Origin of the sequence: Hyalangium versicolor (assembly GCF_020103695.1) — a bacterium.
GTDB lineage: Bacteria > Myxococcota > Myxococcia > Myxococcales > Myxococcaceae > Hyalangium > Hyalangium versicolor.
Genome location: NZ_JAHXBF010000017.1, coordinates 208986 through 235604, shown reverse-complemented (window position 1 = coordinate 235604; position 26619 = coordinate 208986). Strand labels below are relative to the sequence as shown.

At 65.8% G+C, this 26619-nt stretch carries 15 protein-coding genes; 5 read left to right on the top strand and 10 right to left on the bottom strand.

Annotation, left to right across the window (positions count from 1 at the left end; all coding sequences use genetic code 11):
* Window positions 1-111 precede the first annotated feature (111 nt).
* Window positions 112-1440: an alpha/beta hydrolase gene (locus tag KY501_RS32535; RefSeq protein WP_224367568.1), complete on the top strand. Its 1329-nt coding sequence runs from the start codon at window positions 112-114 to the stop codon at window positions 1438-1440.
* 41 nt (window positions 1441-1481) lie between these two features.
* Here KY501_RS32535 and KY501_RS32530 read toward each other — a convergent pair whose 3' ends face one another.
* Window positions 1482-3080, bottom strand: a complete 1599-nt coding sequence (locus tag KY501_RS32530; RefSeq protein ID WP_224367567.1) for an AAA family ATPase — start codon at window positions 3078-3080, stop codon at window positions 1482-1484.
* 233 nt (window positions 3081-3313) lie between these two features.
* On the opposite strand from KY501_RS32530, the gene KY501_RS32525 reads away from it, so the two are divergent.
* Entirely contained in the window at window positions 3314-4108 is a 795-nt protein-coding gene (locus KY501_RS32525) for a dienelactone hydrolase family protein (protein ID WP_224367566.1), read from the top strand.
* Between the two features lie 101 nt (window positions 4109-4209).
* Window positions 4210-6771, top strand: a complete 2562-nt coding sequence (locus KY501_RS32520) for an Ig-like domain-containing protein (RefSeq protein WP_224367565.1) — start codon at window positions 4210-4212, stop codon at window positions 6769-6771.
* Window positions 6772-6803: 32 nt separating this feature from the next.
* Here KY501_RS32520 and KY501_RS32515 read toward each other — a convergent pair whose 3' ends face one another.
* From KY501_RS32515 to KY501_RS53735, 3 genes are all read right to left on the bottom strand, one after another.
* Entirely contained in the window at window positions 6804-7568 is a 765-nt protein-coding gene (locus KY501_RS32515; protein WP_224367564.1) for a hypothetical protein, read from the bottom strand.
* 174 nt (window positions 7569-7742) lie between these two features.
* Window positions 7743-9401, bottom strand: a complete 1659-nt coding sequence (locus KY501_RS32510; protein WP_224367563.1) for a flavin monoamine oxidase family protein — start codon at window positions 9399-9401, stop codon at window positions 7743-7745.
* Window positions 9402-9622: 221 nt separating this feature from the next.
* Window positions 9623-10234 carry a hypothetical protein gene (locus KY501_RS53735; RefSeq protein ID WP_224367562.1) on the bottom strand — a complete coding sequence of 204 codons (612 nt, stop codon included), beginning with the start codon at window positions 10232-10234 and terminating at the stop codon, window positions 9623-9625.
* 599 nt (window positions 10235-10833) lie between these two features.
* Here KY501_RS53735 and KY501_RS32500 point away from each other — a divergent pair.
* Window positions 10834-11883 (top strand): hypothetical protein, encoded by a 1050-nt coding sequence (locus tag KY501_RS32500; RefSeq protein WP_224367561.1) that lies wholly within the window; start codon window positions 10834-10836, stop codon window positions 11881-11883.
* Between the two features lie 67 nt (window positions 11884-11950).
* On the opposite strand, the gene KY501_RS32495 is transcribed toward KY501_RS32500, so the two are convergent.
* From KY501_RS32495 to KY501_RS32485, 3 genes are all read right to left on the bottom strand, one after another.
* A complete protein-coding gene (locus KY501_RS32495; RefSeq protein ID WP_224367560.1) occupies window positions 11951-13327 on the bottom strand; it encodes a hypothetical protein in 1377 nt (458 codons plus the stop codon).
* Between the two features lie 81 nt (window positions 13328-13408).
* On the bottom strand, window positions 13409-14797 hold the full coding sequence (locus KY501_RS32490) for a hypothetical protein (RefSeq protein WP_224367559.1): 1389 nt from the start codon (window positions 14795-14797) through the stop codon (window positions 13409-13411).
* 218 nt (window positions 14798-15015) lie between these two features.
* A complete protein-coding gene (locus tag KY501_RS32485) occupies window positions 15016-16836 on the bottom strand; it encodes a DUF5011 domain-containing protein (protein ID WP_224367558.1) in 1821 nt (606 codons plus the stop codon).
* A gap of 326 nt (window positions 16837-17162) precedes the next feature.
* On the opposite strand from KY501_RS32485, the gene KY501_RS32480 reads away from it, so the two are divergent.
* Complete coding sequence (locus KY501_RS32480; RefSeq protein WP_224367557.1) at window positions 17163-20156, top strand: hypothetical protein; 2994 nt, start codon at window positions 17163-17165, stop codon at window positions 20154-20156.
* A gap of 105 nt (window positions 20157-20261) precedes the next feature.
* Here KY501_RS32480 and KY501_RS32475 read toward each other — a convergent pair whose 3' ends face one another.
* The 3 genes from KY501_RS32475 to KY501_RS54370 form a co-directional block, all read right to left on the bottom strand.
* Window positions 20262-23915 carry a PKD domain-containing protein gene (locus KY501_RS32475; RefSeq protein WP_224367556.1) on the bottom strand — a complete coding sequence of 1218 codons (3654 nt, stop codon included), beginning with the start codon at window positions 23913-23915 and terminating at the stop codon, window positions 20262-20264.
* A gap of 312 nt (window positions 23916-24227) precedes the next feature.
* Window positions 24228-25706, bottom strand: coding sequence for a hypothetical protein (locus tag KY501_RS32470; protein ID WP_224367555.1), 1479 nt, complete (start codon window positions 25704-25706; stop codon window positions 24228-24230).
* Between the two features lie 183 nt (window positions 25707-25889).
* Window positions 25890-26609 (bottom strand): immunity 52 family protein, encoded by a 720-nt coding sequence (locus tag KY501_RS54370; protein ID WP_373691664.1) that lies wholly within the window; start codon window positions 26607-26609, stop codon window positions 25890-25892.
* Window positions 26610-26619: the final 10 nt, after the last annotated feature.

Genomic DNA, 26619 nt, shown 5'->3' with positions numbered 1-26619 from the left:
CGGCGCGTCAATGTGCGCAATCTGCCCCTTTATCGCCCCTAGCCGCACATTGTCCGACAACTTTCCCGGCCATCCTCCGATAACTCCTCCGAACCCTCCTCTGGAGACCCCATGGCCCCCATCGAGCCGAGCCGCCCGCAGCCCATTCGCCTCCCGCCCCCCGCCAAGACCGAGGCCAGCGCGAAGCCCCAGGAGAAGAGCGCGACGACGGCCAAGGCTCAGCAGAAGGGCACGACGGCGGCCAGGCCTCTCGAGTTCACCTCGGCGTACGAGGGCCCCAAGAAGACCGGGTTCGAGAAGCTCGCGGGCGGCAATCCCGTGCAGGCCGCCGCGAGCCCTGCCGACGGGGCGCCCACGGATGCCAAGGCCCGCGCGGGCTGGTGGAAGGGGCTCTCCGCCGACCAGCAGACGCAGGCACTCAACACGGACTCCAAGAAGATCGGCTCCATGGATGGCCTCCCTGCCTCCGTGCGTGACAGCGCCAACCGGATCCAGCTGAAGAACGAGCTCACCCAGCTCACCGCCGAAGCCGGCAAGGGCAAGCTCTCCGGTGAGAAGCAGAAGCAGCTCGAGAATGCTCAGGCGGTCCAGAAGCAGCTCGAGCGGACCGAGAAGGAGGCGGGAACGGCCCAACTGCTCGTCTATGACTCGGCCTTCGTCAAAGGGGAGGGCCGCGCCGCCATCGTCGCCGGCAACCTGGACACCGCGAAGAACGTGTCCGTGAGCGTTCCGGGCCTCAACTCGGACGTGCGCAGCTACATGGACAACATCACCAACGACTCGCTCCACCTGTTCAATGCCGCGGGCGGCAAGCAGGGCAGCGTCGCCAGCGTCGCCTGGATGGGCTACGACGCCCCGAACTTCACGAACGTGGCGTCCGACAATGCCGCCGAGCACGGCGCCACCCTGCTGGCCTCGGACGTGGCGGGCATCCGCGCCAGCCGCGAGGGCAATCAGCCTCACCTGACGGTCATCGGCCACAGCTACGGCAGCACCACGGCCTCCATCGCGGCCGACAAGGAGCACCTCCAGGCGGACGACCTGGTGCTCATCGGCAGCCCGGGCGCTGGCAGCGCCAAGACGGTGAAGGATTATGATCCGCAGCTGGCCAACGGCCACGTCTGGTCCGGCTCGGCGAGCAAGGATCTGGTGACCTGGCTCAACGGGAACAACATGCCTGGCGATCCCCTGGGCCAGGATCCCTCCGAGGACAAGTTCGGCGCGCAGCGGTTCACCGCCGAGGCGAAGGATCGTGGCGGCCACATCAACACGGGCGACCATTCCAAGTACTACCAGGAGGGCTCCGAGTCCCTGAACAACCTGGCCGACATCGTCACGGGGAACTACGGCGGGGTGGATCGCGCCAAGGCCCGGTACGACAAGTGGGAGTTCCCCAAGGGCCACGTCGTCAAGGACCCTGAGGCGGAGCGCCGCGTCTGAGACGACCGGGCTCCCGGCTCCAGTCGCTGGCGCCTTTCATTCTACCGGCATGCGACGTACTCGATGCCGGCCTCCTCCATCTTGCGGCGCATGGAGGAGGCGAGTTCCTCGTCGTGGATGGAAAGAAAGACCTGATACTTCCGGTCCCGTACAAGGTTGCGGAGGGCCTCGATGAATGCCGCAGCATGATTCAGGTCATGCTGCTGGAGGGGGGCCTCGAGCAGCAGCGCGGGCCACCGGCTCCGCCAGTAGGCCATGCTCATGCTCAGGCCCGTATCAGCCAAGCGCTTTTCCTGCTCACGAAGCTGTTGAAGCTCCGCCTCCTGCTCAGCCAGCTTGTTCCGCAGCTCCTCCACCGCGACAGGGCTGGGGAGCCCCTGGAAGCCCAGATCGAGCCACTGTTGCCGGAGATTTGCGATCTGCTGCTCGAGACCCTGTGCTTCGGAAGCCTCATGCACTGAGGTTGCTTGTGCCTTGGAGAGCTCCTCGTTCAGCTTGGCCAACACACTGGGAAATGGCTCCTCGGACTGAACGAGCTGCCGCTCATGACGGACGAGCTGCTCTACAGCGTGCACGGCCTCGTCAATGGCATTGGCTTCATCCGAAGGAAGTTTTCCCAATGAGGACAGCAACTCTGGGTGCTGCTGCTGCAAGGTTTGCGCGGCAAGAAGCTCTTCCTCGATCTGGGCGACGACCTTGTGCTCCTCCGTGATGGCTGAAGCCAGCTGCGCGGTCCTCGCTTTGAGTCCGGCCTGGTGTTCATGGAGGTACTCGAGGTCAGGCAGTTGAGTTCGATCTGCTTGAGCCGCCTCGAGCTCCGATTGAATACGGCGGCTGCTCTCCTCATTCTCCTGGCTGCCCTCAAGCGCCTGCTTCGCAAGAAGCAGGTTGCGAATCCGGTTGTCCAGATCATGGACCCGCTGAATGGTTTTGGTGGTATCGCGAATGTATGGCTGAACCATCCACATCTCGTGAGTGTGGCGGTCGATCCGGGCCGTGATCGATGATTTCTGTGTCATTCCTTGCGCAATTTTCGTGCGTGCGGCACTCAATCGGAGAAGGGTGTCGCGCTTGAACTCCGCGCCTCGTCGCCGCTCATCAGCCTCGAGAACAGCTTGCATTCGATTTTGAAGGCCAACGAGGGTGGCATGCGTCGCGGCGTGACGAGCCCTGGCCTCTGTTGCAGTAGAGTCCAGTGACTGCCACGCATTCAGTGTCTCCTCTGCTCGAGAGAGAACCCGTTTCCTCTCCGTGAGGGCATCCGCCGCCTGCTCAAGAGATTCTCCAAGCAAGTCCATCAGTTGCTGTGGAGTAGGGGAGGAGGCCTCGACAAACTGTGCGTGATTCTCCTGCTCGCGGACAGCGCGCCGTTCAATGCGGGTTCTCTTCCCTTCGCCGTTCACGAACTCCAAGGAGACTCCGTACTGGGCGACAGGCACATCCTTCTCTCTTGTGACTGCTTCCAACTGGCGAATCCGGCCCGTGAGTGCCCATTCTATCGCTTCAAGGAAGGTACTCTTTCCAAGCCCCCCCGGGCCCGTCAGAATCGTCACACCTGGGCCCGGCAGTGAGAGCGAGAAATTGTCTCCGTACGCGCGGAAGTTGGAGATCTCGATGCGCTGGAGAAATACCTTGGACACCGCTTGAACTCCTTTAGTGCGCGCATGAGCGGCTCTACAAGATTCAGGTGAATCGCCTGGTTGGGTCAGGGCCGCATAGGCGACGGGGCATCCTACCTACCTGGTTTCCTGAGGGGAAGCAGTACACTACGGCCCGCCATCGGTGTCCTCCGGCGATTTTCGCTCGCCGGCCTTGTAGAAGTGCCCGTAGGGGTGAATCGTGGTGGCTTCACCGAAGCCCCTGGAGGAGAACCATGAACGACAATTCCAACAAGGCCGGCGCCGAAGCGCACGCCGGGGCCGTGGTCGAGCATGACATCGAGCTCAAGACCCCTGCCGGCACGGCCGACGCAGCCTTCTTCCACCCGTCGGGAAGTGGCTCGTGGCCGGGTGTTCTGCTGTGGCCGGACGCCTTTGGCCTGCGCCCCGCCATGCGCGACATCGGCCGGCGGCTGGCGGCCGAGGGCTATGCCGTTCTCGTACCCAACCCCTTCTACCGCACCCACAAGGCGCCGGTGTTCTCGCGGCCGATGGACTTCGCCGTTCCCGCAGAACGCCAGGAGATCATGAAGGTCGTGGGCACGCTGAACCAGGACACCGTCTTCACCGACGGCAAGGCCTTCCTGGCCTGGCTGGACCAGCAGCCGCAGGTGAACAAGCAGGCCAGGATCGGCGTGCAGGGCTACTGCATGGGCGGGCTGCTGACCCTCCGCACCGCCTCACTGTCGGAGCGGGTGGGCGCGGCTGCTTCGTTCCACGGCGGCGGCCTGGTCACCCAGGCGCCTGAAAGCCCCCACCTGCTGGCCCCGAAGATCAAGGCCGAGGTGCTCATCGCCGTCGCCGCCAACGACGACGAGCGTGACCCGCAGGCCAAGGTCAAGCTCAAGGAGGCGTTCGACGCCGCCAAGGTGAAGAACACGATCGAGGTCTACAGCGGCGCCCAGCACGGCTGGTGCGTGAAGGACATGGCCGGCGGCGTCTACAACGAGGCCGCGGCCGAGAAGGCCTGGGCCGAGTTGCTGGCGCTCTACAAGCGCGCCCTGGCCTGATCTGACTCGTCCTGTCCGCGTGCGTATCGGTCTCGAAGAGATCCAGTTTATTCGGATTCTTTCAATAACCTGGGAAAGCTCTTCGACCCCGAGGGGGACGTATGCGGACCCTGGTAGCGCTGCTTGCGGCAGGACTGGTGCTCATTGCGTGTGAAGCCTTGGCTGACACGGCGACTCCGACCATCACCCTCTACCTGCCCAGCTCGGGTCCGAGCAGTACGACTCTCACTGGAACGGTGACGATCCGGGTGACCGGCACCAACCTCAGCGATTTGACCGAATACGAAGTCCTCCTGGACGGCAACCGGCTCACATACGGCTACTTCTCCTACCCGTATGGCTCCCGTGAGTCCTCCTGGGACACGAGGACCGTGGCGAATGGCGCCCACACGCTTCTCGCGCAGCTCAAGAGCTCCTCCGGCACCGTCATCTCCTCCACGACGATGGGCGTGACGGTTGATCAGGATCTCATCGCACCCACGGTCTCCGTGCTCGCTCCCGCGAACGGCGCGACAGTCCACGAGACCGTGAGCGTCCAAGGCACCGCGTCGGATGACCGGGGTGTCTATGTGGTGCGGGCCCTCGTGGATGGGGTGGTGATCGACGCCGACTTCGGTGCGCCGTATTCGTTCGACTCGCTGTACGTCAAACACCTCCCCAATGGCCCGCACACGCTGACCCTGGAGGCGTGGGACTTCTCGCAGAATGTGACCGTCTCCGAGCCGATCACTCTCTTCCTGGACAATGACAACACCGCGCCGAATGTGGTGCTCACCGCGCCCGTCAGCGGCACGGTCGTGCCGGGAGGGCCGGTCTCTCTCACGGCGGATGCCTCGGATGACCGGGGGATCAGCCGGGTCGTCTTCCTCGTGAACGGCTCGCCGATCGAGGAAGACACGACGGCACCCTACGGTGTGGAGTGGAACAGCGACATCGCGTTCAGCGGGGACTACATCCTGACCGCCAAGGCCTACGATCGGGTGGGCAACGTGGCCGAGAGCGCTCCGGTCTCGCTCACCGTGTTCAAGCCCGGTACCGCCGTGTTCGATCCCGTGCTCCATGCTCCCGTTTGCGACACGGTGGGCAGCTTCTGTGACACCGCGAGGTTGGTGGAAGGACGGAACACCTCGGAGATGCACGCGCCGAACACAATCGACGGTTGCCTCGATGCGGCGGGCCTCGATCAGGGCTACTCCCAGAGAGTCCAGCGCATCACCGTGACGCGCGTGGGAGGCGAGTTCCTGGCTGCGAACCGCCGCGCCCGGATCGATGTCCTCGTCTACGGCGACACGATCACTCCGGACGAACTCGACCTGTATTCCGCGAGCGATGCCACACACCCGTCGTGGACCTACCTGACCACGGTTCCGGCGACTGTCTATGGGGCGCAATGGCTCTCGGCGGAGGTCGTCCTGCCCGCGGGCACCCTGCAGGCGGTGCGTGCCCAGTTCCGGGGGAGTGCCAACAGCTCCGCGTCGCCGTGCAGCGTCGGCGTGGTTGACGACCATGATGATCTGGTCTTCGCGGTGGGCCCGCCGACGGATGCCTTCCCGCCGACGGTCGAGCTCACCACGCCCTACGGCACCCCGCCCGATGGCTACGGGCTGGTGGGAGGCCAGGTTCGGGTGGCGGCGTCGGCCGAGGACGACATGGCGGTGGTGGGGGTCGAGTTCTATGCGGACGGGACGCTGATTGGCACAGATACCAGCGAGCCCTACGAGATGTTCTGGAACAGCGCGGCCGTGGCGGATGGCTTCCACTCGCTCATCGCGAAGGCCTACGATCCCGCGGGTCGCTCCACCACCTCCAAGGCGGTCGTCGTCACCACCGACAACACCGGGCCGAGCGCGACGCTCAGCTCACTTGCGCAGGGGGCGCTCCTTCGGGGCAATGTCGTGCTCGATTGCACGGCCAGCGATCCCCATAACGTCACGAGGGTCGATTACTACTCCAGCGAAGCGCTACTCAATGCGTACCCTGTCTCGCCTCAGACGTCCTATGCGGCGACCTGGTTCACCTGGTCCGTGCCGGATGGGGTCCATCGGCTCACGGCGAGGGCCAGGGACAGCCTCGGCAACGTCGGCATCTCCACCGAGGTGGTGGTGACGATCGACAACACGCCGCCATCGGCGGAGTTCACCGCGCCGCAGGCGTACACCGCGCTTCGGGGAATCATTCCGGTTAGCGCCACGGCCACGGATGCCAACGGCGTGGCCCGGGTCGAGTTCTACGCGGGCGGACAGTTGATCGGCACGGACACCTCGGCGCCCTACACGGTGAACTGGGACTCGAGGACGGGGCTCGATGGCTCCGTCTCGCTCACGATGCGGGCCTACGACACGGCGGGCAACGTCCAGGTGTCCTCCAGCCTTCCTGTCTCGGTGGACAACAGCGCGCCGACCGTGGCCATCACCTCTCCGGCCAATGGGGCATCGCTGTTCCTGAGCACCACGCTCCAGGCGAGCGCTGCGGACAACGCCGGAGTCACGCAGGTGGTGTTCTACGACGGGGCCACGGTGATCGGCACGGACACCACGGCGCCCTACAGCATGAGTTGGAGCCTGCTGTTCGTGTCAAAGGGAACGCACACGCTGACGGCCAAGGCTTTTGATGCCGTGGGCAACGTCACGACATCGGTCCCTGTCACGGTGAAGGTGAACTGATTGGCGAGGGCGAGGCCTTACTCTTACGAAGCTCACTGCTCCAACAAGGGACCCGTGATGAGCACCGGGTCTCCCGGAGCGGCTGTCTCGTTGCCCGCCATGTCCACGGCCACCAGTCGCACCGTGTAGCGCATCCCTTCCTCGAGCTGGAAGGCACCGCTGCACATGCCATGACCGACCGCTACCTGCTCATCGTTGGGGGTGAGGCGGAAGCGCACCGGCTCGCCGCCTTCGGCTCGTCGCACCTCGGCGAGCACCTGCACCTTGGATCCGTCCTCATCCACGCTCGCAGAGACGCTGACATGGACCGCGGGGCCGCATCCCAACATCTCCGCGCTCTCTTCCATGATGCGCGGCACTTCGCGCCAGCGAGGCGGTTTCACGTCCGCTGCAGTGACCGTCCACGCCATGGGGACGGACGTGCCGTTCAGCCGCTGCGTGGTGGGCAGCACCGGCTCCTGGGAGTCCTTGGGCTGCGTGAGGTGCAGGGTGTAGCGCTCACCGGGCCGCAGCGGGCGCTCGGGCTGGAGGATCGCCTGGCTCAGGTTGAACTCGCCGCGATGCACGGCGACGACGCGCAGGGGGACTTCGTCCTTCCCGGCCACCAGGCGCGGAGAGCGCTCGTCGATCCGGGTGACCGGCTCGACGAAGGCGCCGAACCCTTCGAGCACCACCTGGCCGTTGGCCGGCAGGGACTGGCCGGGAGGGGGCCAGACGGTGAGGCTCTGCATCGCACACTTCGCGAGGACGATGCGGGGGAGCAGGAAGACCGCCAGCACGCAGAGGAATCGGAGCATGTGGATGAGATACTCCCGGAAACGAGAAGGTTCCATCACCTGCCACAGCCCACAGCTCACCCTGGCCGTGAGGCGGCCGCTCCGGCTTGGCATCACACGTGCCACCCACGAGATCGAACTCGAGCAGATAGAGCTGCGGAGCATGGAAGATCGTGCTCGGGATCGGTCAGGGACTCAGGGCTTGGCGGCCGCGGTCGGCGTCTTGGAGGCAGCGGCGTGGTCTTCCTCCTCGAACGTCCGGAGGATCTCGCGCGCCGTGCGCAGGCCTGCCTCATGGGCTCCGGCGAACGAGCCGTTGTACATGGGCCGCGCGGTGGCCTCGCCCCCGAAGTACAGCCGCCGGGTGCAGCCCTCCTGTGGCGGTTCCGTCTGCGTGGCGGGCTGATAGGAGCAGAGCGGCACGCCCAGCTTCTCGCGCTTGTCCCAGGCCCCGGGCAGCGCGGCGGAGTAGGCCCCGAGCACCCACGGCTCCAGGCTCCACCGCGTCAGGTAGATGTCGGCCTTGTCCACGGCCTGCGAGATGTCGAGCGGCGCCGTGCCCTGTGCCCCAGTGATGCCGTTCGACGGATACATCCGAGCCAGGGCCGCCTTGGCCCGCTGAACCGGCTCCTCGTCACAGGGCTGGCGCTCGGGGGGCAGGGGCCTGTCGCCGGCGGCGCTCGCGCACTGCCGCTCGTACGTCTTGGCCTGCTCGCCGCCGTAGAAGCCGATGGCGATGTTCTTGCCCAGCGGCCGGATGACGAACGCCATCACCGAGTTGTCCGGCGCCTGATACAGCACCCACGAGTTGGGCAGCGTGTCTCCCATGAAGTCAGGCTGGTCCTTGAAGTCGATGATGACCTTCTGCATGTTGCCCATGGGCAGGCCGTCGATGGCCTCCTGCTTGCTGGGCGGCAGCGGCGGCTCGAACTGGATCTTCCTCGCCTGGAGCACGCCAATGGACACCGTCACCAGCGCCGTGCGCGCCTGGTAGCGCTTGCCGTTCTTCACCTCGACGACGACGCCGTCATCGCTGTAGGTGATCTTCGCCACGGGCGAGTTGAGGCAGACAGGCTCCTCGGCGCCAAAGGCCTCGATGAAATTGCCCATGCCTTCCTGGATGAGGTCATCGTCTCCCGCCTCGAATGCGACGGCGTCCACGGTGGAGTTCTGCGAGGTCTCCACCGCGCTCTCCAGAGGCCCGATGTTCCCCTCGAACAGGTAGCGGAAGGCGGAGTCCTTGGGCAGGTAGTGGGAGACCTGGTCGTTGGCCATCTTCTCCAGGTACTGACACATCACATCGTGCTCCGCATTGCGGGGGGCCTTGGGCATGGAGGTGGTGTCACGGCACTCCTTCAGGCCGAGCTGGAACAGGCTGGACACCAGCAGGCGCTGATAGAAGGCGTCCTCCTCGAGTTCATACTCCTTGGCCCGAGCACCCTCGAGGAGGGTCACCTGCTTGCCATCGTCCAGGTAGATGGGGCCATCGAGCTGGGTGGTGATGCGTTTGAAGCCCATGGCGTCGGCCAGGGGAGTGAGGGGGTTGATCGTCACCCCGTGAATCCAGGCGCCGCCCAGATCGATGGGGGGCCCCTTCTTCAGAGTGCTGGCGCGGCCGCCAATGCGGTCGGTGGCTTCGAGGATGAGGATGTTGCCGCGGCCGCCTCGCCGCAGCTCCTTGGAGGCGGTGAGTCCGCTGAAGCCAGCGCCGACGATGATGGCGTCATAGCCCGTGGTCTTCTCGCAGTCCGCCACGGCAGGCGGGTGGGAGAGCAGCGCTCGAGGCGCGGCGGGCGAGGCGGGGGTCGTCACGCATCCAGCAGGTACCAGGAGCAGCAGCGCTGCCCAGGTCATCCACGAGGCGCCTGTGGAAGCGCGCCCGTCGGCCTCTGTCAGTCGGTCGTTCTGTGCCATAGGGCCGACCGTCTAGTCTCCACGCTCAGTGAGCTTCAAGCCTGCAGGGAGCGAGGCTCCCGCAAGAGTTGCCTGGAGCACGTGCTTCGGAGTCCTGGCGTGAGACAAACCTGTCTGAGCCTGGTAGCCGCGAGCGCGGCGCTCGTCAGGCCCGGCCGTGCTTACTGACGGCGTTCGATGTGGAGGGGACCCTGGAAGGCGGTCGGTGGGGTCAGCTCCTGCTCGGGGGGGAGCGGGAAGGCGATTTCGGAGGGGGCCCCATGGTAGGCGTCACAGGTGCCATCATCCCCCCACCGGGAGCGGAACGTCCGCTGGGAGGATGTGCTGGAGTCCGGGCGGACCCGGTACTTTCCGTGCGCAATGAACGGCATGCGCGGAGGGACGAGGAAGATTTCCACATAGCCCTGTCCCGAGCAGTCTTCGCTCTCGAAGGAGACGAGCGAGGTCAGATCGTTCGTGTCGTAGGGACTCTCGCCCGATCCATCCTCGACGGCGAAGCTTCCTGTCTCTCGATTGATCTTCCATATGTAGCCCTGCGCATCGACGATGTACGGCGCGCACACGGGGGCCGCGACGTGCCCGGTTGCGTCCACGAAGACCAGGTCATTGCACCGGCCCGGCTCGCCGGGGGCGCCACGCTCTCCCTGTGGCCCTTGCGCCCCCGCCGGTCCCGCCGCGCCGCGCTCTCCCTGTGGCCCTTGCGCCCCCTCTTTTCCAGACTCACACCCCACCATCAACAGCATCGCTGCGCACAGACATCCGCGGATCCACATGATTCCTCCTTTGCTCCAAGTGAAAGACACATGACTTGAAGGGGGGCGGGACACTAGCCAGAGCGCCGGAGGCGGGACTTGAACGAAACGCAGATTCCGGATTCGGCCTGGATCCAGCACGCATCGATGGGATGAAAGGACTCGAGGCGGCGAGTCATCCCAGGTCTCACTCGCGTGGATGTGTCCGGGTCCTGAATGCCGCAGGGATGGTTCTCGCCGAGGGCTCGGCGGGCAGCAATCCCACGACCGATAACTCGGGCAACCTGACGCAGACGCTCTCGGCAGGCGCCTCGACGGCGGTTCCGGTTTCGTGACGAGGTCGATGAGGCAACCCAGGCGCGGGCGTTGGTAGCGCTCCGGAGAGTCGCGTCGTCCAAGGCGGTCGCCTTCTCCGTCGTCGGGCAGGACTCCGGACTTCGCGACTGGGTCGCACCCTCAGCGTCTTCCACGGGCGGCTGAGGCCAGGTTCCTCAATTCTTGGGAAATTCGACTTAAAATTCCCAAGAAACCTTTGCTCTCAGGTTCCGATAACCTGGGTGGGTGTAGGCCTTCCGGCCCATCCCGCCCTTCACTACCCCCTATCAGTACCGGAGACATACATGATCCCGAGCACCGATCGCGTTCGTCAGAGCATTCCCAAGGTCGCCACTGCGATCAAGAAGGCTGTGACCCCCGCGATCAATCGGGCGCAGGAGAAGCTGAAGAAGGAGCCGGGCCTGCAGGGCAAGAAGGCCCTCGACACCTTCACCAGTGCGAAGGACAGCCTCAAGAAGGCCAAGACCCAGACGGCCGCCTACCGTTCCGGCAGCGACTTCAAGAGCACCTTCAAGGAGAACTGGTCCAAGGCTGGCAACCCCGACGTGAAGCTCGACAAGGCGTCGCTCGCCAAGCAGGGCTCGAAGGCCCTGGGCCTGTTGGACAGCGCCCGCAAGCTGCCCGGGCAGATCAACACGGCCGTCGCGGACGCGCGCCAGGGCTTCCGCCAGGGGGCCTCCGTGGAGGAGCGTGACAAGGCGATTGGCTCGGTGGCCACGGCCAGCAAGACGGCGCTGGGCGCCACCAAGAGCGCGCTGGAGCTGGGCCGTGACGCCACCAAGGTGGGGAGCACCTACCGCCAGGCGTCCAAGGCCTTCAAGGCCTCGGTCCAGGAGGCGGGCCTCGAGACCACGAAGTCCGCTCAGCGCACCGCCGCCCGGACCGTGACGAAGGAAGTGTTCAAGGGCGCCAAGCAGAACGAGATCAAGGACGCCGCGCGCCAGGCCGTGAAGAACCTGGGCGATGGCACCCGCCAGGGCGTGAAGGACGTCATCACCGACGGGACCAAGCAGGCCACCACCAAGGCGGCCAACAAGGCGCTGACCCAGGCCGCGACGAACGCCGCGGAGAAGGCCGTGGCCAAGACCGCGGCGAAGACGGCCGCCAAGGCCGCGGGCCGCTTCGTCCCGGGCGTCAACGTCGCCATCGCCGCGGCGGATGCGGCCACGGCCTTCGCCACCGTGCGCGACCCCAAGGCCAGCACGACCAAGAAGGTGACGAGCGTCGTCACGGCGGTCGGCTCGGCGGCGGCCGCCACCAACATCCCGGTGGTCAGCCAGGTGGGCGCGGCGGTCTCCACCGTCTCCAGCTTCGTCGGCGGCCTCTTCGGGTAGTCGCCGCTCCCGGATCGGGGAAGACAGGGGCCAGCCTCGATGATGAGGCTGGCCTTCGTCGTTGGGGCTACTGGAAGGTCACCTTGCTGTCCCGCTGGTAGCAGACATGCGGGGTGCCATCCGTGGGACGGACCGCCACGCTCACGCGCGAGCCATCCTGCACCGTCCCGAGCTGGGTATACGTCCAGAACCTCCGCGCGTCCGTGGTGAGCAACTCCAGCGTCGTCCCATGGCGCAGGGCCACGTAGGGCTTGCCCGCGCCGTACGCCAGATCGCTGCTGTCATGCTCGTAGTCGACCTCGGCGGTCTTGAACACGCTGGAGGAAAGAGGGGTGCCCACCGTGATGTCCAGGAACCCGCTCGAGGCGGCATCCGCGTTCCCGTTCGTCGCCGCCAGGATGTGCTGGCTCGGGCCCCAGGCCAGCGAGATCCACTTGGCGTAGGTGGGGTCGAGGGAGAGGCCGTAGGTCTCCACCGTCGTGCCATTGAATGCGAGCAGCCCGCCGTTGCCGATGGTGATGTACAGGGTCCCCGTCTGATTGAAGATGATGTTGCTCGTGAGGGGCGCGTTCGCGGAGGGGAAGTTCCCCACGCTCCAGGTATTGGCTGCCGTACGGGTTGCTCTTTGGAGTCCCGCCGCGCTGTCGCTGAAGACGATGACGGGTTGCTGTCCCTGGGCGGGATTGAGCCCGATGCTCAGCCGGGCCGCGGTCGTGTGGTTCGCGGGATCCACCTCTTCACGGACCCATGCGCCATTGACACGCGTGGCGTAGCGGATGCGGTAGGTCGTGGAGCCGTCGATGGCGCCGGCATAGGCAACATGGGGTGTCCCCGTATCCGGGTCGACCGCCAGAGAGGGCGTGATGACGCTCGACACGGTGGCCCCATTGCCGCCACCGAGGCTCTCAATCTGCTCTGTCTTCCACGTCGTCCCGTCCCAGCTCGCGTACATCAGGGATCCGTGGCTGTCGTTCGTGTAGATGACGTGCCCCGTTCCCGCCTTGTCGAAGACGAGCTTGCAGGCCGCGCCCGTCTTGTCCAGGCCCGGGTCGATCTGCGTGCTCGCGGCGATCACCGGTGCCACGTTGAAGCTGAACGAGCCCTCCGCCGTCTTTCCGGACTCCGTCTCGACCGTCACGGACAGGGAGGCTGTCCCCGCTCCAGGCAGCGTCCAGGTGACTTGATCCGCATCCGGCACGAGGGTGCCGGCATTGGCGCTCCAGCGCACGGACTTGAAGGGCTCGCCCGAGGCGACGAGCCTGAAGCGCTCCGTGGTGCTCTCGACGTAGGGGCCTGATCCGCTCGCTCTCTCGACGAACAGCGCCAGATCCCCGGGCTCATGCGAGGCAATCACCTCGGGTGCCTTGGGTTCGCCCTCACAAGCAGCGAACAGCGCCAGGCCACTCAACATGAGCATCCATGAAACAACCTTCTTGACCGTCATGGTTGAAATTCCTCTAGAAGATGTCTGTGAAAAAAGCTGTGGCTTGATGGGGTGCCAGCCTCAGCGCGGCTGGCGCGAGGGCTACTGGAAGCTCACCTTGCCGTCCCGCTGGTAGCAGATATGCGGAGCGCCATCCGTGGGGCGGATGGCCACGCTGGGCCGCGAGCCGGTCTGCGCTGTTCCGAGCTGGTTGTACGTCCAGAGTCCCTGCGCATCCTGCCCGAGGAACTCCAGCGACGTCCCGTGGCGCAGCACGATGTACGTCTTGCCCGCGCCATACGCCAGATCACTCCCATCATTCGACTGGAGGTCGAACAGGGAGGACTTGATGGTGCTGGACGCGAGGGGCGTACCGACCGTCATGTCCAGGAAGACGCTTCGGATCCGCTCGAGTCCCGCGCCGCTTGGGATCGCGAGGAGGTGCTGATTCGGGCCCCAGACCATCGGGAGCCATTTGACGGGGGTGGGGTCGAAGCCCTGCTGGGTGGGGAAGGACTCCTTGGTCGTGCCATTGATGGTGTTCAGGTAACCCGCAGAGACGTACACATACAGGGTTCCCGCCTGATCGAAGAGGGCGTCGCCCAGGAGATACCCGCCACTGACGTTCGTCGTGGTCCAGGTACCGGGTGCTGTCCGGGACAACATCTTGATCGCCGTGGGATCGCTGACGACGATGGCGGGCTGCTTCTGGTTGGCGGGATTGAGCGCAATGCTGATTCTGTTGGCCAGGGGCGTGCGCAACGTGTTGTCTGCATTCTCGATGACCCAGGTGCCATTGACGCGCGTGGCGTAGCGGATGCGCAGGCTCTGGGTTGTGGGAGACGGGACGCCATAGCCTCTGACATAGGTGACGTGAGGTGTCCCGGTCTCCGGGTCGACCACCAGCGCGAAGGTCCAGATGAAGGAGCCGTTATCGAGCCCGGGGCCATCGATCTGCTCTGTCGTCCACGTCGTGCCGTCCCAGCTCGCGTACCACAGGGAATGGTGGGTGTCGTTCGAGTAGACCATGTGCCCCGTCCCCGCGTTGTCGAACGCGAGCTCGCAGGCTGAGCCCGTCACGTCCGAGCTCGGGTCGATCTGCGTGCTCGCGGCCAGTGCCGGGGCCACGACGTCGAAGCTGAACGAGCCCTCTGCCGTCTTTCCGGACTCCGTCTCGACCGAGACGGACAGGGAGGCCGGCCCCGCTCCAGGCAGCGTCCAGGCGACCTGGTCCGCGTCGGGCACGAGCGTGCCGGCGTTGGCGTTCCAGCGGACCGACTTGAAGACTTCGCCCGAGGCGACGACCTTGAAGCGCTCCTCGGTGCTTTCGACGTAGGGACCCGCGCCATGCTCGCGCTCGATGAGCAACGCCAGGTCACCCGGCCCGTGCGAGGCAATCACCTCGGGGGCCTTGGGCTCTTCCTCACAGGCGGCGAACAGCGCCAGGCTGCTCGCCATGAGCAACCATGAAACAACTCTCTGCTTGATCATTTTCAGAACTCCTCTGGATGAGTCTGGTTCGCCAGGTCCGAGCGTCATGGGCATCAAACGCTTCAGGTGGCTTGCTCAAAGTCATACAGAGATGCTCTGACGTGTCGCGGGGCGTGGAGGCCTCCGTTAGGGTTAACCCTAACGGAGGATGTCTGGTTTATCTGTCGAGCGTCATGCGTGTGTCATGGAATGGTCATGCACGCGCTCGGTGCCTGCCACTACCAGGGGCAATTGACGACATCCACGGTGCGGGTGACAGACGTGGCGCTGTTGCCGCCGCTGTCCGTCAGCGAGTAGGTCACCGTGTACGTGCCCGCGGCCCAGCCATTCACGTCGCCCGTGTGCCACACCTGGGCCGAGAGGTCCCCGTAGCACGCATCCGTCGCGGTGACTCCCGGGTCCACCCACTGGCTGCCGCAGGTGTGAGTCAGGTGCGCGCCGCCCTTGAGCGCGAGCGCCGGAGCCGCGCTGTCGTCCACGTTCACCGTGCGCAGGGCGCTCACCGTGTTGCCCAGCGCATCCCACGCGGCATAGGTGACCGCGTACGAGCCCTCGGCGCTCGTGTTGGGGCCCGGGCCAGACGCGTCCGCTCCCGTGTTGTACGCGTGCACCTGGATCGGGTTGCCACACCCGTCGAACGCCTGCGCGCCTGGATCCTTGTAGGGGCCCGAGCCGCACTCCAGCGTCAGCGGCGACGCGCTGTTCAGCACCAGGGTGGGGGTCCCCGTGGCGCACGGAGCTGGCGCGTGCACGTCATTCACCAGCCGGAACTGGACGCGGTAGTTCCGCGACGCGCCGTCGTACCGGGTGTAGCTCGCCAGGTATCTTCCCTCCGCTGTCGCGGCGATGCCTCCGCGGACCGCGCTCTCCGAGCTCGCCAGCTCGGCGAGGACGAGCTCCGCATCCGCCGCGACCACCCCCTGGATGGATACCTTCGAGGTGAGCACCTTGCGCGCGCCATCGCGAGTGGCCTGCCAGTTGATCCGGTAGTCCGCTCCGTCGAAGGTGGCTGCGGGCGCGACCACCGCGGCCGGGCCCACGGCGATGTCCGCGGCGTCGAGCTTGACGCCATCCGAGGCCCGCACCCGCCGGGCCCACAGGATGTTGTCCTTGCCGATCCACGTCGTCAGGAACTCGCCATTCCCGGCCGCCACGGTGGAGGCGTTCAGGTCGGTGTTCATGAGCCCCAGCGATATGGGCAAGGAACTCACCGGCTGCCCGGTGGAGGCGCTGATGCGCGTCGCTTCAATCCCCACGCCTCGGGCCCAGGTCACCAGATAGGTGCCGTTCGTGTAGGCCACCCGGGTGTTACGGCCCCCCCGGATGAGGAGGGTGCTCTTCTCCTCCACGCACGAGCCGTCCGAGGCCCGCACGCGGATCGCCTGGGCGCCGGACTGGATCGTGCTCCCTTCGTAGTAGAGGCCCTCCCAGGTCACCAGGTAGTTCGTTCCATCGAAGGCCACCGCGGGGTTTTGCTGGGGCAGGTTGAATTCGCTCATCGGCGTGCGGCTGAGGTAGAGGCCCGCGGGATCCAGCACCACGCCGTCCGAGGCCCGGACGCGGGCACCGTAGATCGCCGGTGCGGAGCGGATGTCTTCCCAGACCACCAGGAAGTTGCTGCCATCGAAGGCGACGGCGGGCTGATACTGCACGCTGCTCCCCGTGCCGATGCGGATGGGACTGGAGTCCAGCCGCGCGCCATCCGAGGCCCTGACGCGTACGCCCAGGACGTCCGGAAGGCCGTTGTCGACCCACTCCACCCAGGTCACGAGATAGATGCCATTGCCGGCGGCGACCGCCGACGTGTTGTGCCCCGCGGTGGGAGCGGGCCAGGGGTTCGCCGGCAGCTCGTCGGAGACCGTGGGCGCGGCGTTGGCCGTCTGCATTGCCTGGGCGGCGTGCGGGGCCTCCACGGGTGCGTTCGCCGTGGAATCAGGAGTTGGCTCTGGTTGAGCCGGACTGCAGGCCCCCAGTGCCGAGAGAACAGCGGTGCATGCGATGAAGGGATGCAGCAGCCTGCGGGGGACGACAACCGCCATGGATTTGCCACCTTGGGAAGACCCCCACCCAGGAATTGGGCAAGAGGGGGGCGGCATAAGAGCAAGCAGGCAGGCTTCCAGTGTAGTCTTATTTTTCCTGATTCACTGCGTAAACAAGGGCTTCACCCCGGGTGAGCCGCGGCGGCAAGTTCTTGCCGGTGGGCAAGTGTCCTCGGCAACTTCTTGCCGGGAAATGCCCGACGAACACAGTCCAGAGGGGAGGGCTGCGCAGGGTGAAGGCCACTGGCACGCTCAGTGCTCAGCAGCGGACCTGGCCCGCACGCTTCAGCGGAAGCCAGCTCCTCGGTTTGACGGGAGGTACCCCCATGACGCGCAGACTTCGACTCTCATTCCTGACATTGAGTACCCTCTTGACGCTGTCCGCGGCGTGCGGCGAATCCTCGTCCTTGGAATCCCAGAAGGGTCGCGGCTCCGAAGGCGCGCTGCCCTCAGAAGTAGCGCGAGCCATCCAGTCGATCCAGACGAGCGCCGATGTCTCCGGCCCCATTCCGGTCAATTCCTCTCCGGTTGCTGGCGAGACGCAGTTGCGCCCCGCGGTCGCCCAGGGCCCGGGTGTCTATTTCGTCGCCTGGGAGGTGAACTCCTCCGCCACGGGCTCCTCTTCGGACATCGTGGGAGTCCGCGTCCGGGCCTCGGATGGAGCGCTGCTCGATTCCAGTCCGATCCTCATCGCCACGGGCTCCTACTCACAGACCGAGCCCGCCGTGGCCTTCGACGGCACTCACTTCCTGGTCCTCTGGACGGAGGACCAGGGTGTTCCCGCCATCTATGGCAGGAGGGTGAATGCCGCGGATGGATCGCTGGTCGACTCTGCGGCCTTCGTCGTCAGCAAGCCCCTGGGCGGCGGCCCTCAACAGCGTGGGCAGACCACCGCGTCCGTGGCCTGTGATGCGAATGCCTGTCTGGTGGGCTGGTACGACATCTGGGTCAATGAGGATGGGAGCGGGTATCGCTTCGTCGAGATGACGTTCCTTCGCGCCTCGGATGCGACGCTCCTCGAGGGTGGCCCGCGCGTCCTCACCACGACTGGCGCGGCTGCTCCCCGCGTCACCTCCGGAGGGGGTTACTTCGCGGTGTCGTGGGTGGACGGCACGAATCTCAAGGTGTCTCTGTATGACTCGCGCATGATGGGGTCGTGGGGCCCCATCACCGTGACGACCTCCGCCGATGCGCAGAGCCCTGCCATCGCTGGCCAGGCGGGCGAGTTCCTGGTGACGTGGCTGGAGGCTGGCAACATCCTGGCCCGGCGTGTGGCGGTCAAGAACTCGGCCCTGCTGGGCTCCGCGAACACCCTGGTGGGTGCGAATGCCCTCGCGTCCCCCTCGGTGGCGGCGGATGGCGCGGACTATCGTGTCCTCTGGACCAGCCTGCGCAACGGAGTCCCCCGAGCGCTCAGCACGCGGGTCTCCGCGCTGGGCGAGCTCGCTGTGAATGCGGAGTTCGATCTGGGCGATGCCGGGCTGTACCGCGGAGACATCGCCGCGCCGTCCTCCGGTCTCTCCCTGGCTGCCTACGTCGCGAACGGGGCGACAGGGGAGCCCCGCGTGTACGTCAAGCGGGTGACGGATGGGCAGGTGCGCATCCCTTCTCAGCGTGACGTGGATCCCCTGCGGACGATGTTCTCCCCGCACCACACGCCGACGGTCGGTACGGGCAATGGCATCAATCTGGTGCTCTGGCATCAGTCTGGAAATGGCGGCATGGTCCTGCGAGGTCTGCGTGTCAGGGCTTCGGATGGCCAGGTGCTGGACTCCGCGCCCCTGTTGCTCTCGACTGACTTCTACGGCCTGGATCCGGCCGTGGCCTTCGACGGCACCAACTTCCTGGTGGTCTGGGTGCGCCTCTCTTCTGCCCCCGCCATCTTCGGTATGCGTGTGCGGGCCTCGGACGGCGCGTTGCTCGACTCCGCACCCTTCCTCATCAGTGTCCTGCCTGCCGGGGCGCCCGTGAGCGAGATGCGAGCGCCTTCCGTGGCAACCAATGGGTGGATCTACATGATCACCTGGGATGGCCGGTATGGCCCCGATAGCACCGGCGCGATTCCCAGCGGAGTGCAGGGGATTCAAGTGTTGCCGTCTGGGATGGTCTTGGGCTCCAGCTACCTCATCGCCAAGGATGGCAAGGACAGCCGCGTGTCGTATTCGAACAACAAGTTCCTGGTGACGTGGGAGCGGAACCAGAATATCGAGGCCGCCCGTGTCGATCCCTCCTCGGGGCGTTTGGAGGGCAACACGGTCATCTCCCTGGCTGCAAGCCCTGGCTATGAGCGCTCCGCGGCCGTGGCGGCTCAGGGAGACAACTTCCTCGTGGCGTGGGTGGGCGCGGACAACAACCTGTGGGCCCGGCGTGTGAGTGCTTCCAGTGGAGCGCTGCTGGACTCTGGGAACATCGCCGTGGGCTCCGCTCCCCTGTCGGGCCCCGAGGTGATCTCCGATGGAGCGGACTTCTGGATTGGCTGGCAGGGCACCCGCAATGGGCAGCGCCAGCTGCTCGGGACGCGCGTGTCCGCTCTGGGGACGGCGGAGGCGGAGGTCTCGATCGCCTCCGTGGATTCCTCTACCAGCCAGTCGATCGGCTCCTGGTTGCCCCAGTTTGGAATCGCCTCGGCCGCTCCTGGCAGCCTCACGGTCGCATATCTCCAGTACGATCCGACGATGGGCTACTCCGCCACCCGGTTCCGGCTCGTGAGCACGAATTCCGGACCCGTGCTCCCGCTTGCCAGCGAGTCCCGTGTGTCCCGGGAGGGTTGCATCTACGCGTTCCAGGCCCGGCAGGACAGGGACCCCTATACGTATAGTATCTTCTACCGGCTCGTCTCCGCGGTTTGGCCGGATGCTTCCGGTACATGCACGGTGAAGCCAAACAGCAATTCGCTGGGAACGTCGCAATACCTGCCGGCGGAGACGCTCTTGACGAGCGAAGCGGGGATCGCGGTGGGCTATACCGAAGCGAACAGCTACAGGGGCATTGGAACCATCAGCAATGGCTTCGTGGCCCAACTGCACCCCGAGACAGCGGGCATCATGAGGCGTGTTCAGCTGCACATGGGCTCGCAGCCCACGGACTGTGGGGCTGGCGGCCCGGGCTCCATCGGCGTGAACCAGATCTCCATCGCGAGCGATTCGAGCCTGGTCGTTGATGGATGGCTGGTGGGGAACATCATGACCGTTTCGGGGCTGGGGGCTGGAGTCGATTTCACCACGCCGTGTGACGGGAGCCCGGTATGGCACACCACGTACACCGCGACGTTCCCCGGGTTCTTCACCACTCCTCAGGCGGCGACCGTCGTCCTCCACTGAGGCATATGCCAGCACCCGGCGTCTGCCTCCAGACATGACGCCCCGATGGCCTCGTGCGAGCCCCCGTTCAGTCACGGCGGGGGCTTGCAGCGGGGCGTCCCTCCGTCAGGGGAACCGGACGAAGCCTCCACGCAGCCGCTCGTCCACGGTCTGCAACTCGCCATCGATCCAAAGCTTGAACGTGTCGGCGGTGCCGGGCACAGAGTGCCGCTCGGCGTAGGCCAGGAAGGAGCGGCCGTCGTCGCCCATCCCCGCGAACCAGCCGCTCCGCTTGTTGGCCGCCACGCCCAGCGCATGCATCGTGCTGGAGTGGAACGTGGTGGAGCCCTTCACGAACTCCAACTCGCCCTGGAGTTGACCCGAGGCATCCAGGCTCACGGTGAAGCCTCCCTGGGACTCATCGGAGAAGCGGAGGGAGGAGCCGGTGATCGCGCCCTCTGACTGCGTCACGGTGAGCATGCACGTGCCGAAGGAATCCTCGTAGTGCGAGTCCCCGTTCAGGGAGACGGACACGGTGTAGCTGCCCGGGGCGAGCGTGCCCGGGAGCTGCGCGCCGCCGAGTCCCTCCGCGGTGGTGAGGCCGGAGGCGTCCGTTGACGGATCGACGTGGAAGCTGAGGGTGCGGCCGCCCAGCTTCGGAGCCGGCAGATTGAGCGCGTCCATGAGCTGGGCGCTCAGCGTGAGCGGGAAACCAAACACTGCCGACGTGTCGGCGCAGGACAGACCCGACGGGCGCTTCATCACCTCGACCGGAGTGGAGGCCGTGCCGGAGGCGCCGTCCTTGTCCGTGACCGTCAGCACGGCCACATAGCTGCCGGGGTTGGCATAGACAGCGGGGTACGGAGTCAAACCCGAGATGCTGGTGCCATCGCCCAGGTCCCAGCTCGCGGTGAGGCCTGCCTCGGTGTCCGGATGACTCCGGTCGAAGGCTGACCCGACGAGGTAGAGCGGCAGGCCCCAGTACTCCGCCCAGTAGCTCGAGGCTCCGACTTCCGGCGCCACATTATTGACCACCACCTGCACCGTGGCCGTGCCCACGCCTCCGTTGTGGTCCGTGACACGAATGGTCACCGTGTAGGTGCCGCTGTCCTCGTAGAAGTGCCCAAAGGCGAAGTCCGGGTAGTAGGTGGAGTACCCGGTCTGCTCGCCCGAGCCGTCACCGAAGTCGACGGTGATGTCCCACGGCCCCAACCAGTCCGTGTCAGTGAAGGAGCCGTAGAGTTCGAAGTACGAACTCTCGTCGATGGTGCCGCCCAGGGCTGTCACCCCAGGCAGGGTGTTGGTGACGGTCACCTCCAGCGTCGTCGTGGCCTGGGCGCCATCCTCGTCGGTCACGGTGATGGTCACGGGGAAGACCCCGCTCGATTCATACGTGTGGTTGACGGTGAAGGACGGCCAGTCCATCCACACCATCAACCAATCACCCCGGCCGTCCCCGTAGTCGATGTGGACTGCCTGCGAGTCATTGCCCGGGTCCGTGATGGTGCCGCTGCACGAGAGCTCGGAGAACTCTTCGAGGGTGGACGGCGTGCACGTCACGCTCACCGAGGGCGCCACATTGCGGACCTCCACCTGGACGTAGGCCTCAGCCGCGCCACCGTCCTCGTCGTAGAGGATGATGTGGACTTCGTATGTTCCCTGCCGGGGATAGACATGGTTCAAGTTGAAGCCATGGCTGTCCAGGGTGAGCTGCTCGCTCCAGCCGTCCCCGTAGTCGATATAGGCCTGCCAGTTCGTTCCGCTGGGGTCGACGAAGGAGACGGGAGCGATGAACGGAGAGCCCTCGTCGACGGTGCCTCCGCTCGCGCTCAGCACGGGGGCGATGTTGGTGACCTGCACATGCAGCGAGGCCCCACCCATTGCGCCGTCGTCGTCGGTGATGCGGATCTCCACGGAGTAGTACCCGCTGTCCGCGTAGAGATGGTTGAGCTGGAATGCCGTGCCATCGAGCACCAGCGGCTGCTCACCCGAGCCGTCGCCGTAGTCGACCGTGGCCGTAAAGGTGTCCGAACCAGGGTCGCTGAAGGAGCCCGAAGTGCTGAACACCGTGCCCTCTTCGATCGTCTGGTCCGCGATGTACGCCCCCTGCGGGTAGGCGTTGTTGACGGTCACGGTGACCGTGTCGGTGGACGAGCCTCCCGCGCTGTCGGTCACGGTGAGGAGGAACGTGTAGACCCCATCGTCCGTCGGCACGAAGGTCGGGGTGGGGGAGGTGGGGGAGGACAGCGTCACCTCTGGCCCCGTGCCGCTCAGGAGGGACCACTCATAGGTCGCGCTCCGGCCCTCGGAGAGGACGGCACTGCCGCTCAGTGTCACATGATCTCCCTCGGTCACGTTCTGGTCCGGCCCCGCCTCGGCCTCGGGGGGCAGGTCGGGCGACCGGGGAAGGACATGGAGGGTGACGGGGCAATGAGCCGTCAGGCCTCCCGCGTCCTTCACCATGAAGTCCATGCTGTACGTCTGGCCCGCCGTGTTGGAGGGAGGCGTCCAGGAGAAGGTGGTGCCGTCTCCGCTCCGGCCGCCGTACCAGGGCAATGGGTATGACAGCGTCGCGCTGGACGGTATCCCCGTGCCGCTGAGGAGCAGCGAGTCGCCCTCATCCGGATCCGTTGCGCTGAAGCGGAACTGGACCTGCTCGCCCGTATTCACGCTGAAGGTCGACTCAGGCGTCACGAGACAGCTCGGCGGGGTTGTCGTGGCGGTGACGACCCGCAGAGTGAAGCTCACCGTGGATGCGCCGATCAGCTGGCCGTTGCGGCGCTCCTCGATGATGACCTGGGGCAGCCACATCCCTCCCACGTAGGAGTTCGTGGTGTTCCACGTGATCAGGCCCGAGCTGCTGATCGTGAGGCCAAAGGGGAAGCTCGTGTAGGGGTTCTCGGAGAGGGTGGGTGTCCGGAACGTGAGTGTGTCCCCCTCCGCATCCACCGCGGGAATCTGGAAGGTGAAGTTCGTCGTGTTGTAGGGGGCCTCGATGATGTGCGGCAGGTTGCTCACGGGCGAGCTGTTGGAGAGATCGAAGCGGACCGGAGACCAGACCCAGACGTCGTAGGGATACATCCGGCAGCAGCCCGAGAGCTTGGCCGTATACGGCCCGTTTCCGGGATAGGTGTGGGTGAGGGGCTCCGGGGCGTGGGTGTCGAACTGGCGGAGCTCCACGCGCTGCGTCCCGCCGCTGGAGTAGTAGTACCAGGTGCCCACCCGGATGAAGTACGTGCCTGGCTCCAGGGTGGTGGTGAGGGTCGGCGGGGTGCTGCTGCTGCCGCTGTACGAGGAGGAGAGCATCTCGCCACTGCTGGACCACAGGGACAGGTGGCCCTCCGGCATCGTCACGAGGACGGAGCGGATGCGGACCTTCGTTCGCTGGGTCAGCGTGAAGCTGACGAAGTCCGAGTCCTCGTAGCCGGACATGGTGCTCAGGAAGTCGTCCCCGAGGTTCATGTGGTTGGCGGTGGCGATCGAGGAGTTGGGCTCGCTCTCGGACACGCTGCTGCCGGTGCCCGGCGAGGGCTGGTCATTGTAGATGTTGACGGCTCGGGCGAGGAACCAGCCCTTCGTCGCGTCGTAGCCGGTGACCTCGTAGGTCAATGGCTCCGAGCAGACACCATCGCCGAAGCAGAGGTGGGCCTGGCTGTAGCTCTCGGAGAAGATGTCTCCGGTGACGAGCTTCCCGTCCGGACCGCTCCCTGGGTAGTTGCGGTCGAACGCGGCGCGGATGGAGAACTCCGCCTTGCGGGGCCCCACGGGGCGCCACGTCATGTGGGAATACCGGACGGTCGGGTGCTCGGGCACCTCACTTGTCAGGGCGGCGGTTTGTGAGAACGTTCCTTCCTCAGCGGAGAGCGATGTCTCTTCCCTCCCGCCGCAGCCCAAAGCGAAGAATGCCAGCAGCGCGAGGCCGCGCGCTGCGTGAGTGAAGCTCTGCATGTGGATGACCCCCCTGGGTGATGCGAGTGCCCTGTATCAGGGCGTTACGGCGGCACGACGTAGGACGCCGTTTACCAGAGTGTCGATCCAGGTCGAGCGGCCGGTGGGGCGGTGGGTCACGCCCGCCCCATCTTTCCCAGGCGTTCAGGGGAGCCGGAAGACGCGCACGTTCTCTTCTCCCTTGCGCACGTAGACGAGGGCGTCGTGCGTCGCCAGGTAGAAGAAGCGGTTCTTGACGAGATCGTGCCACCCTCCGAAGCCGCCGGCCTCGTACTCGGGCGCCTCGACGAGCTTGAGATCAGCGCCGATCTTGAAGGTCCGGTACTCGAAGTGCCCATCCCCATCGCGGTCATACGGGAACGCGGCGATGTAGCGCTGGAGCCGTGGCACGTAGGTGAGGATCATTCCCTCGAAGTACTCGGAGTAGCAGCGCGAGACCTGGAGATCGCTCTCCAGGGACAGGGTCTCCCACTTCGCTGTGTCCAGGTCGTAGGTGACCAGCCTGGGAGGGAAGGTTCCGTAGTTCGAATCCGGGTTGGGGAAGCTCACGAGCTTGCGGTCGACCCGGACCATCTGGGCGAAGAACCAGGCGGGCGGGGTGACGACCTCCCACTTCCAGGTCTGGTCGTCGGTGTCGAAGGACCACCACCTCGAATAGTTGTAGTTCTCCGTGGGGCCGAAGAAGTACCGGTGGGTCACCTCGTCCCAGAACGTCCAGCCGGACGCGCCGCCGTATCCGGTTTCGCCGGTGTAGGTGGCGCCTGGGGTATTGAAGGGGTTGTGGCGCTTCCAGGTATGGGTGAGCAGGCTGTAGCGCCACATGCGCCGGACGCCAAAGGCCACCTCCTGGAGGTCCGGGTTGTAGACGAGCCCGTTGTACGTGTGGCGGGCCACGGGGTGGCCCGTGGAAGCGGCGGGCCGGGCTGGATCGAAGAACTCATCCGAGTAGACGTCGCTGTCGGGGTGGGCCTTCGCGTAGTCATCGGCGGGCGGGTAGTAGCTGTAGGTGTTCCCCCAGGGGACGCCCGTCCAGTTCGCCGAGTTGTCCGGGAGCTGCTCGATGCTCCAGCGCATCTTCGCCATGTCGAAGCGGTAGATGCCGTTGTTGGTGCTGTCGGAGTGCCCGCCGCCGAAGGCCCACCAGCGGGCGCGAGGCGCGTCGAGCGCCACGCCGGAGTAGGAGTTGATGACCCCGGAGAGCCCCTGGGAGCCGAGATCCCGGAAGCCCGGTATCGCTGCCTTGATCTCGGCGTCGAGCGAGGCGAGCGGCGTTCCAGCGACTTCGATCCATTTCTCCTTGGGGACGATGTCCCACGACACGGCGTTCACGAGCCCCGTGTCGTCACGCCCTGGGGTCCACACGTTGCCCGAGATCGTGCCGGTGTCCGAGCCATTGCCCCAGGTGAACGAAGGGGGGGGTGGATATCCTCCATCGGTGGGAGTTCCTCCGTCGGTGAGAATCCCGCCGTCGGTGGGAATTCCTCCATCGGGTGAAGAAGGCTCGTTGGGCGGGTCCTCCGAGGAACTGCAGCCTGCGAGCACTCCCGCGACAGAGAGCGCGAGGATGAGAATCCAAGAGGATGAACGTCGGCGAGGACGGGCTGCTGAGAGGGACGGGATCATCCGCGGCCCCGAGGCAAGTCACATGCCATGGAGAGCTGGCGTGGGCTCTCCCTCGAAGAAGGGGCCATGGGGCGCGCCATGCATCCTGGGATCAAGGGGGGCTCACCCCACACCCTGTGGCCCCCGTGCACCACAGGCAGATCGGAGCGAGGGCTCATGCATCGTCGCCGCAGGGCCATGCCGTCATCCTGCCGGCCAGGGTTGCAGTGGCCGCAGCAGTCCGGCTCGAGCCAGCAACTCGTGGACGCGAGCTGCCAGCGCGACGTGCTCCGGGTTGGAAGCGGTGAACCGCTCAGGGGTGAGGACGACGAGGGTGCCCTTGTCCTCCACCGGCTCGATACGCACGGGGGCGGGCAGGGGAGGCACGGTGCCGCGCAGCCGCGAGAAGTACATCACCCAGCCGACGAAGGTGCCAAGGTCAGCGCTCTCCGTCACGCTGTCGCGATGCTCGCGCGACGTAGCGACTCCCCACTCCGGTTCCCAGGCCAGGGCCATGGCGCGCGACACCTCGGTCATGACGGGAGCAGTCAGCACCTGCTCTCCAATGAGCCCCTCATCATAGGGTCGGAGCACGCAGCGAGATGGGAGCAGAAGAGAGGACGAACCACACGCCCCGTCGACCACAGACGTCTCCTCCGGGCTGTTGCCTGTCCACAAGTGAAACGAGAAGTCGTCATCGAAATGATTCTCCTCGCGTGCGAACAGCTCCCTGAAGCTGGTCGCATCCGTGCTGAACTGGAGTTTGCGCGCCGCCTCAAAGGAGTTTGCTTTCTCATACCAGCGGGCCCACGCCGGGTCGCAGTGGCCCAGGAGGTGGAAGAAATGCTCCGCACGTCGTGCGCAAGCCTCAACGGTTTCAGCCCGGGCCAGCCAGTAGGAGGCAGCATAGTAGGTATCTGTCATTGAATGGCTG

Excerpts from the sequence above, each read along its gene's own strand:
- KY501_RS32535 (WP_224367568.1), top strand. The coding sequence starts at position 112 with ATGGCCCCCATCGAGCCGAGCCGCCCGCAGCCCATTCGCCTCCCGCCC.
- KY501_RS32525 (WP_224367566.1), top strand. The coding sequence starts at position 3,314 with ATGAACGACAATTCCAACAAGGCCGGCGCCGAAGCGCACGCCGGGGCC.
- KY501_RS32520 (WP_224367565.1), top strand. The coding sequence starts at position 4,210 with ATGCGGACCCTGGTAGCGCTGCTTGCGGCAGGACTGGTGCTCATTGCG.
- KY501_RS32515 (WP_224367564.1), bottom strand. The coding sequence starts at position 7,568 with ATGCTCCGATTCCTCTGCGTGCTGGCGGTCTTCCTGCTCCCCCGCATC.
- KY501_RS32510 (WP_224367563.1), bottom strand. The coding sequence starts at position 9,401 with ATGACCTGGGCAGCGCTGCTGCTCCTGGTACCTGCTGGATGCGTGACG.
- KY501_RS53735 (WP_224367562.1), bottom strand. The coding sequence starts at position 10,234 with ATGTGGATCCGCGGATGTCTGTGCGCAGCGATGCTGTTGATGGTGGGG.
- KY501_RS32500 (WP_224367561.1), top strand. The coding sequence starts at position 10,834 with ATGATCCCGAGCACCGATCGCGTTCGTCAGAGCATTCCCAAGGTCGCC.
- KY501_RS32495 (WP_224367560.1), bottom strand. The coding sequence starts at position 13,327 with ATGACGGTCAAGAAGGTTGTTTCATGGATGCTCATGTTGAGTGGCCTG.
- KY501_RS32490 (WP_224367559.1), bottom strand. The coding sequence starts at position 14,797 with ATGATCAAGCAGAGAGTTGTTTCATGGTTGCTCATGGCGAGCAGCCTG.
- KY501_RS32485 (WP_224367558.1), bottom strand. The coding sequence starts at position 16,836 with ATGGCGGTTGTCGTCCCCCGCAGGCTGCTGCATCCCTTCATCGCATGC.
- KY501_RS32480 (WP_224367557.1), top strand. The coding sequence starts at position 17,163 with ATGACGCGCAGACTTCGACTCTCATTCCTGACATTGAGTACCCTCTTG.
- KY501_RS32475 (WP_224367556.1), bottom strand. The coding sequence starts at position 23,915 with ATGACGTGGCGCCCCGTGGGGCCCCGCAAGGCGGAGTTCTCCATCCGC.
- KY501_RS32470 (WP_224367555.1), bottom strand. The coding sequence starts at position 25,706 with ATGATCCCGTCCCTCTCAGCAGCCCGTCCTCGCCGACGTTCATCCTCT.
- KY501_RS54370 (WP_373691664.1), bottom strand. The coding sequence starts at position 26,609 with ATGACAGATACCTACTATGCTGCCTCCTACTGGCTGGCCCGGGCTGAA.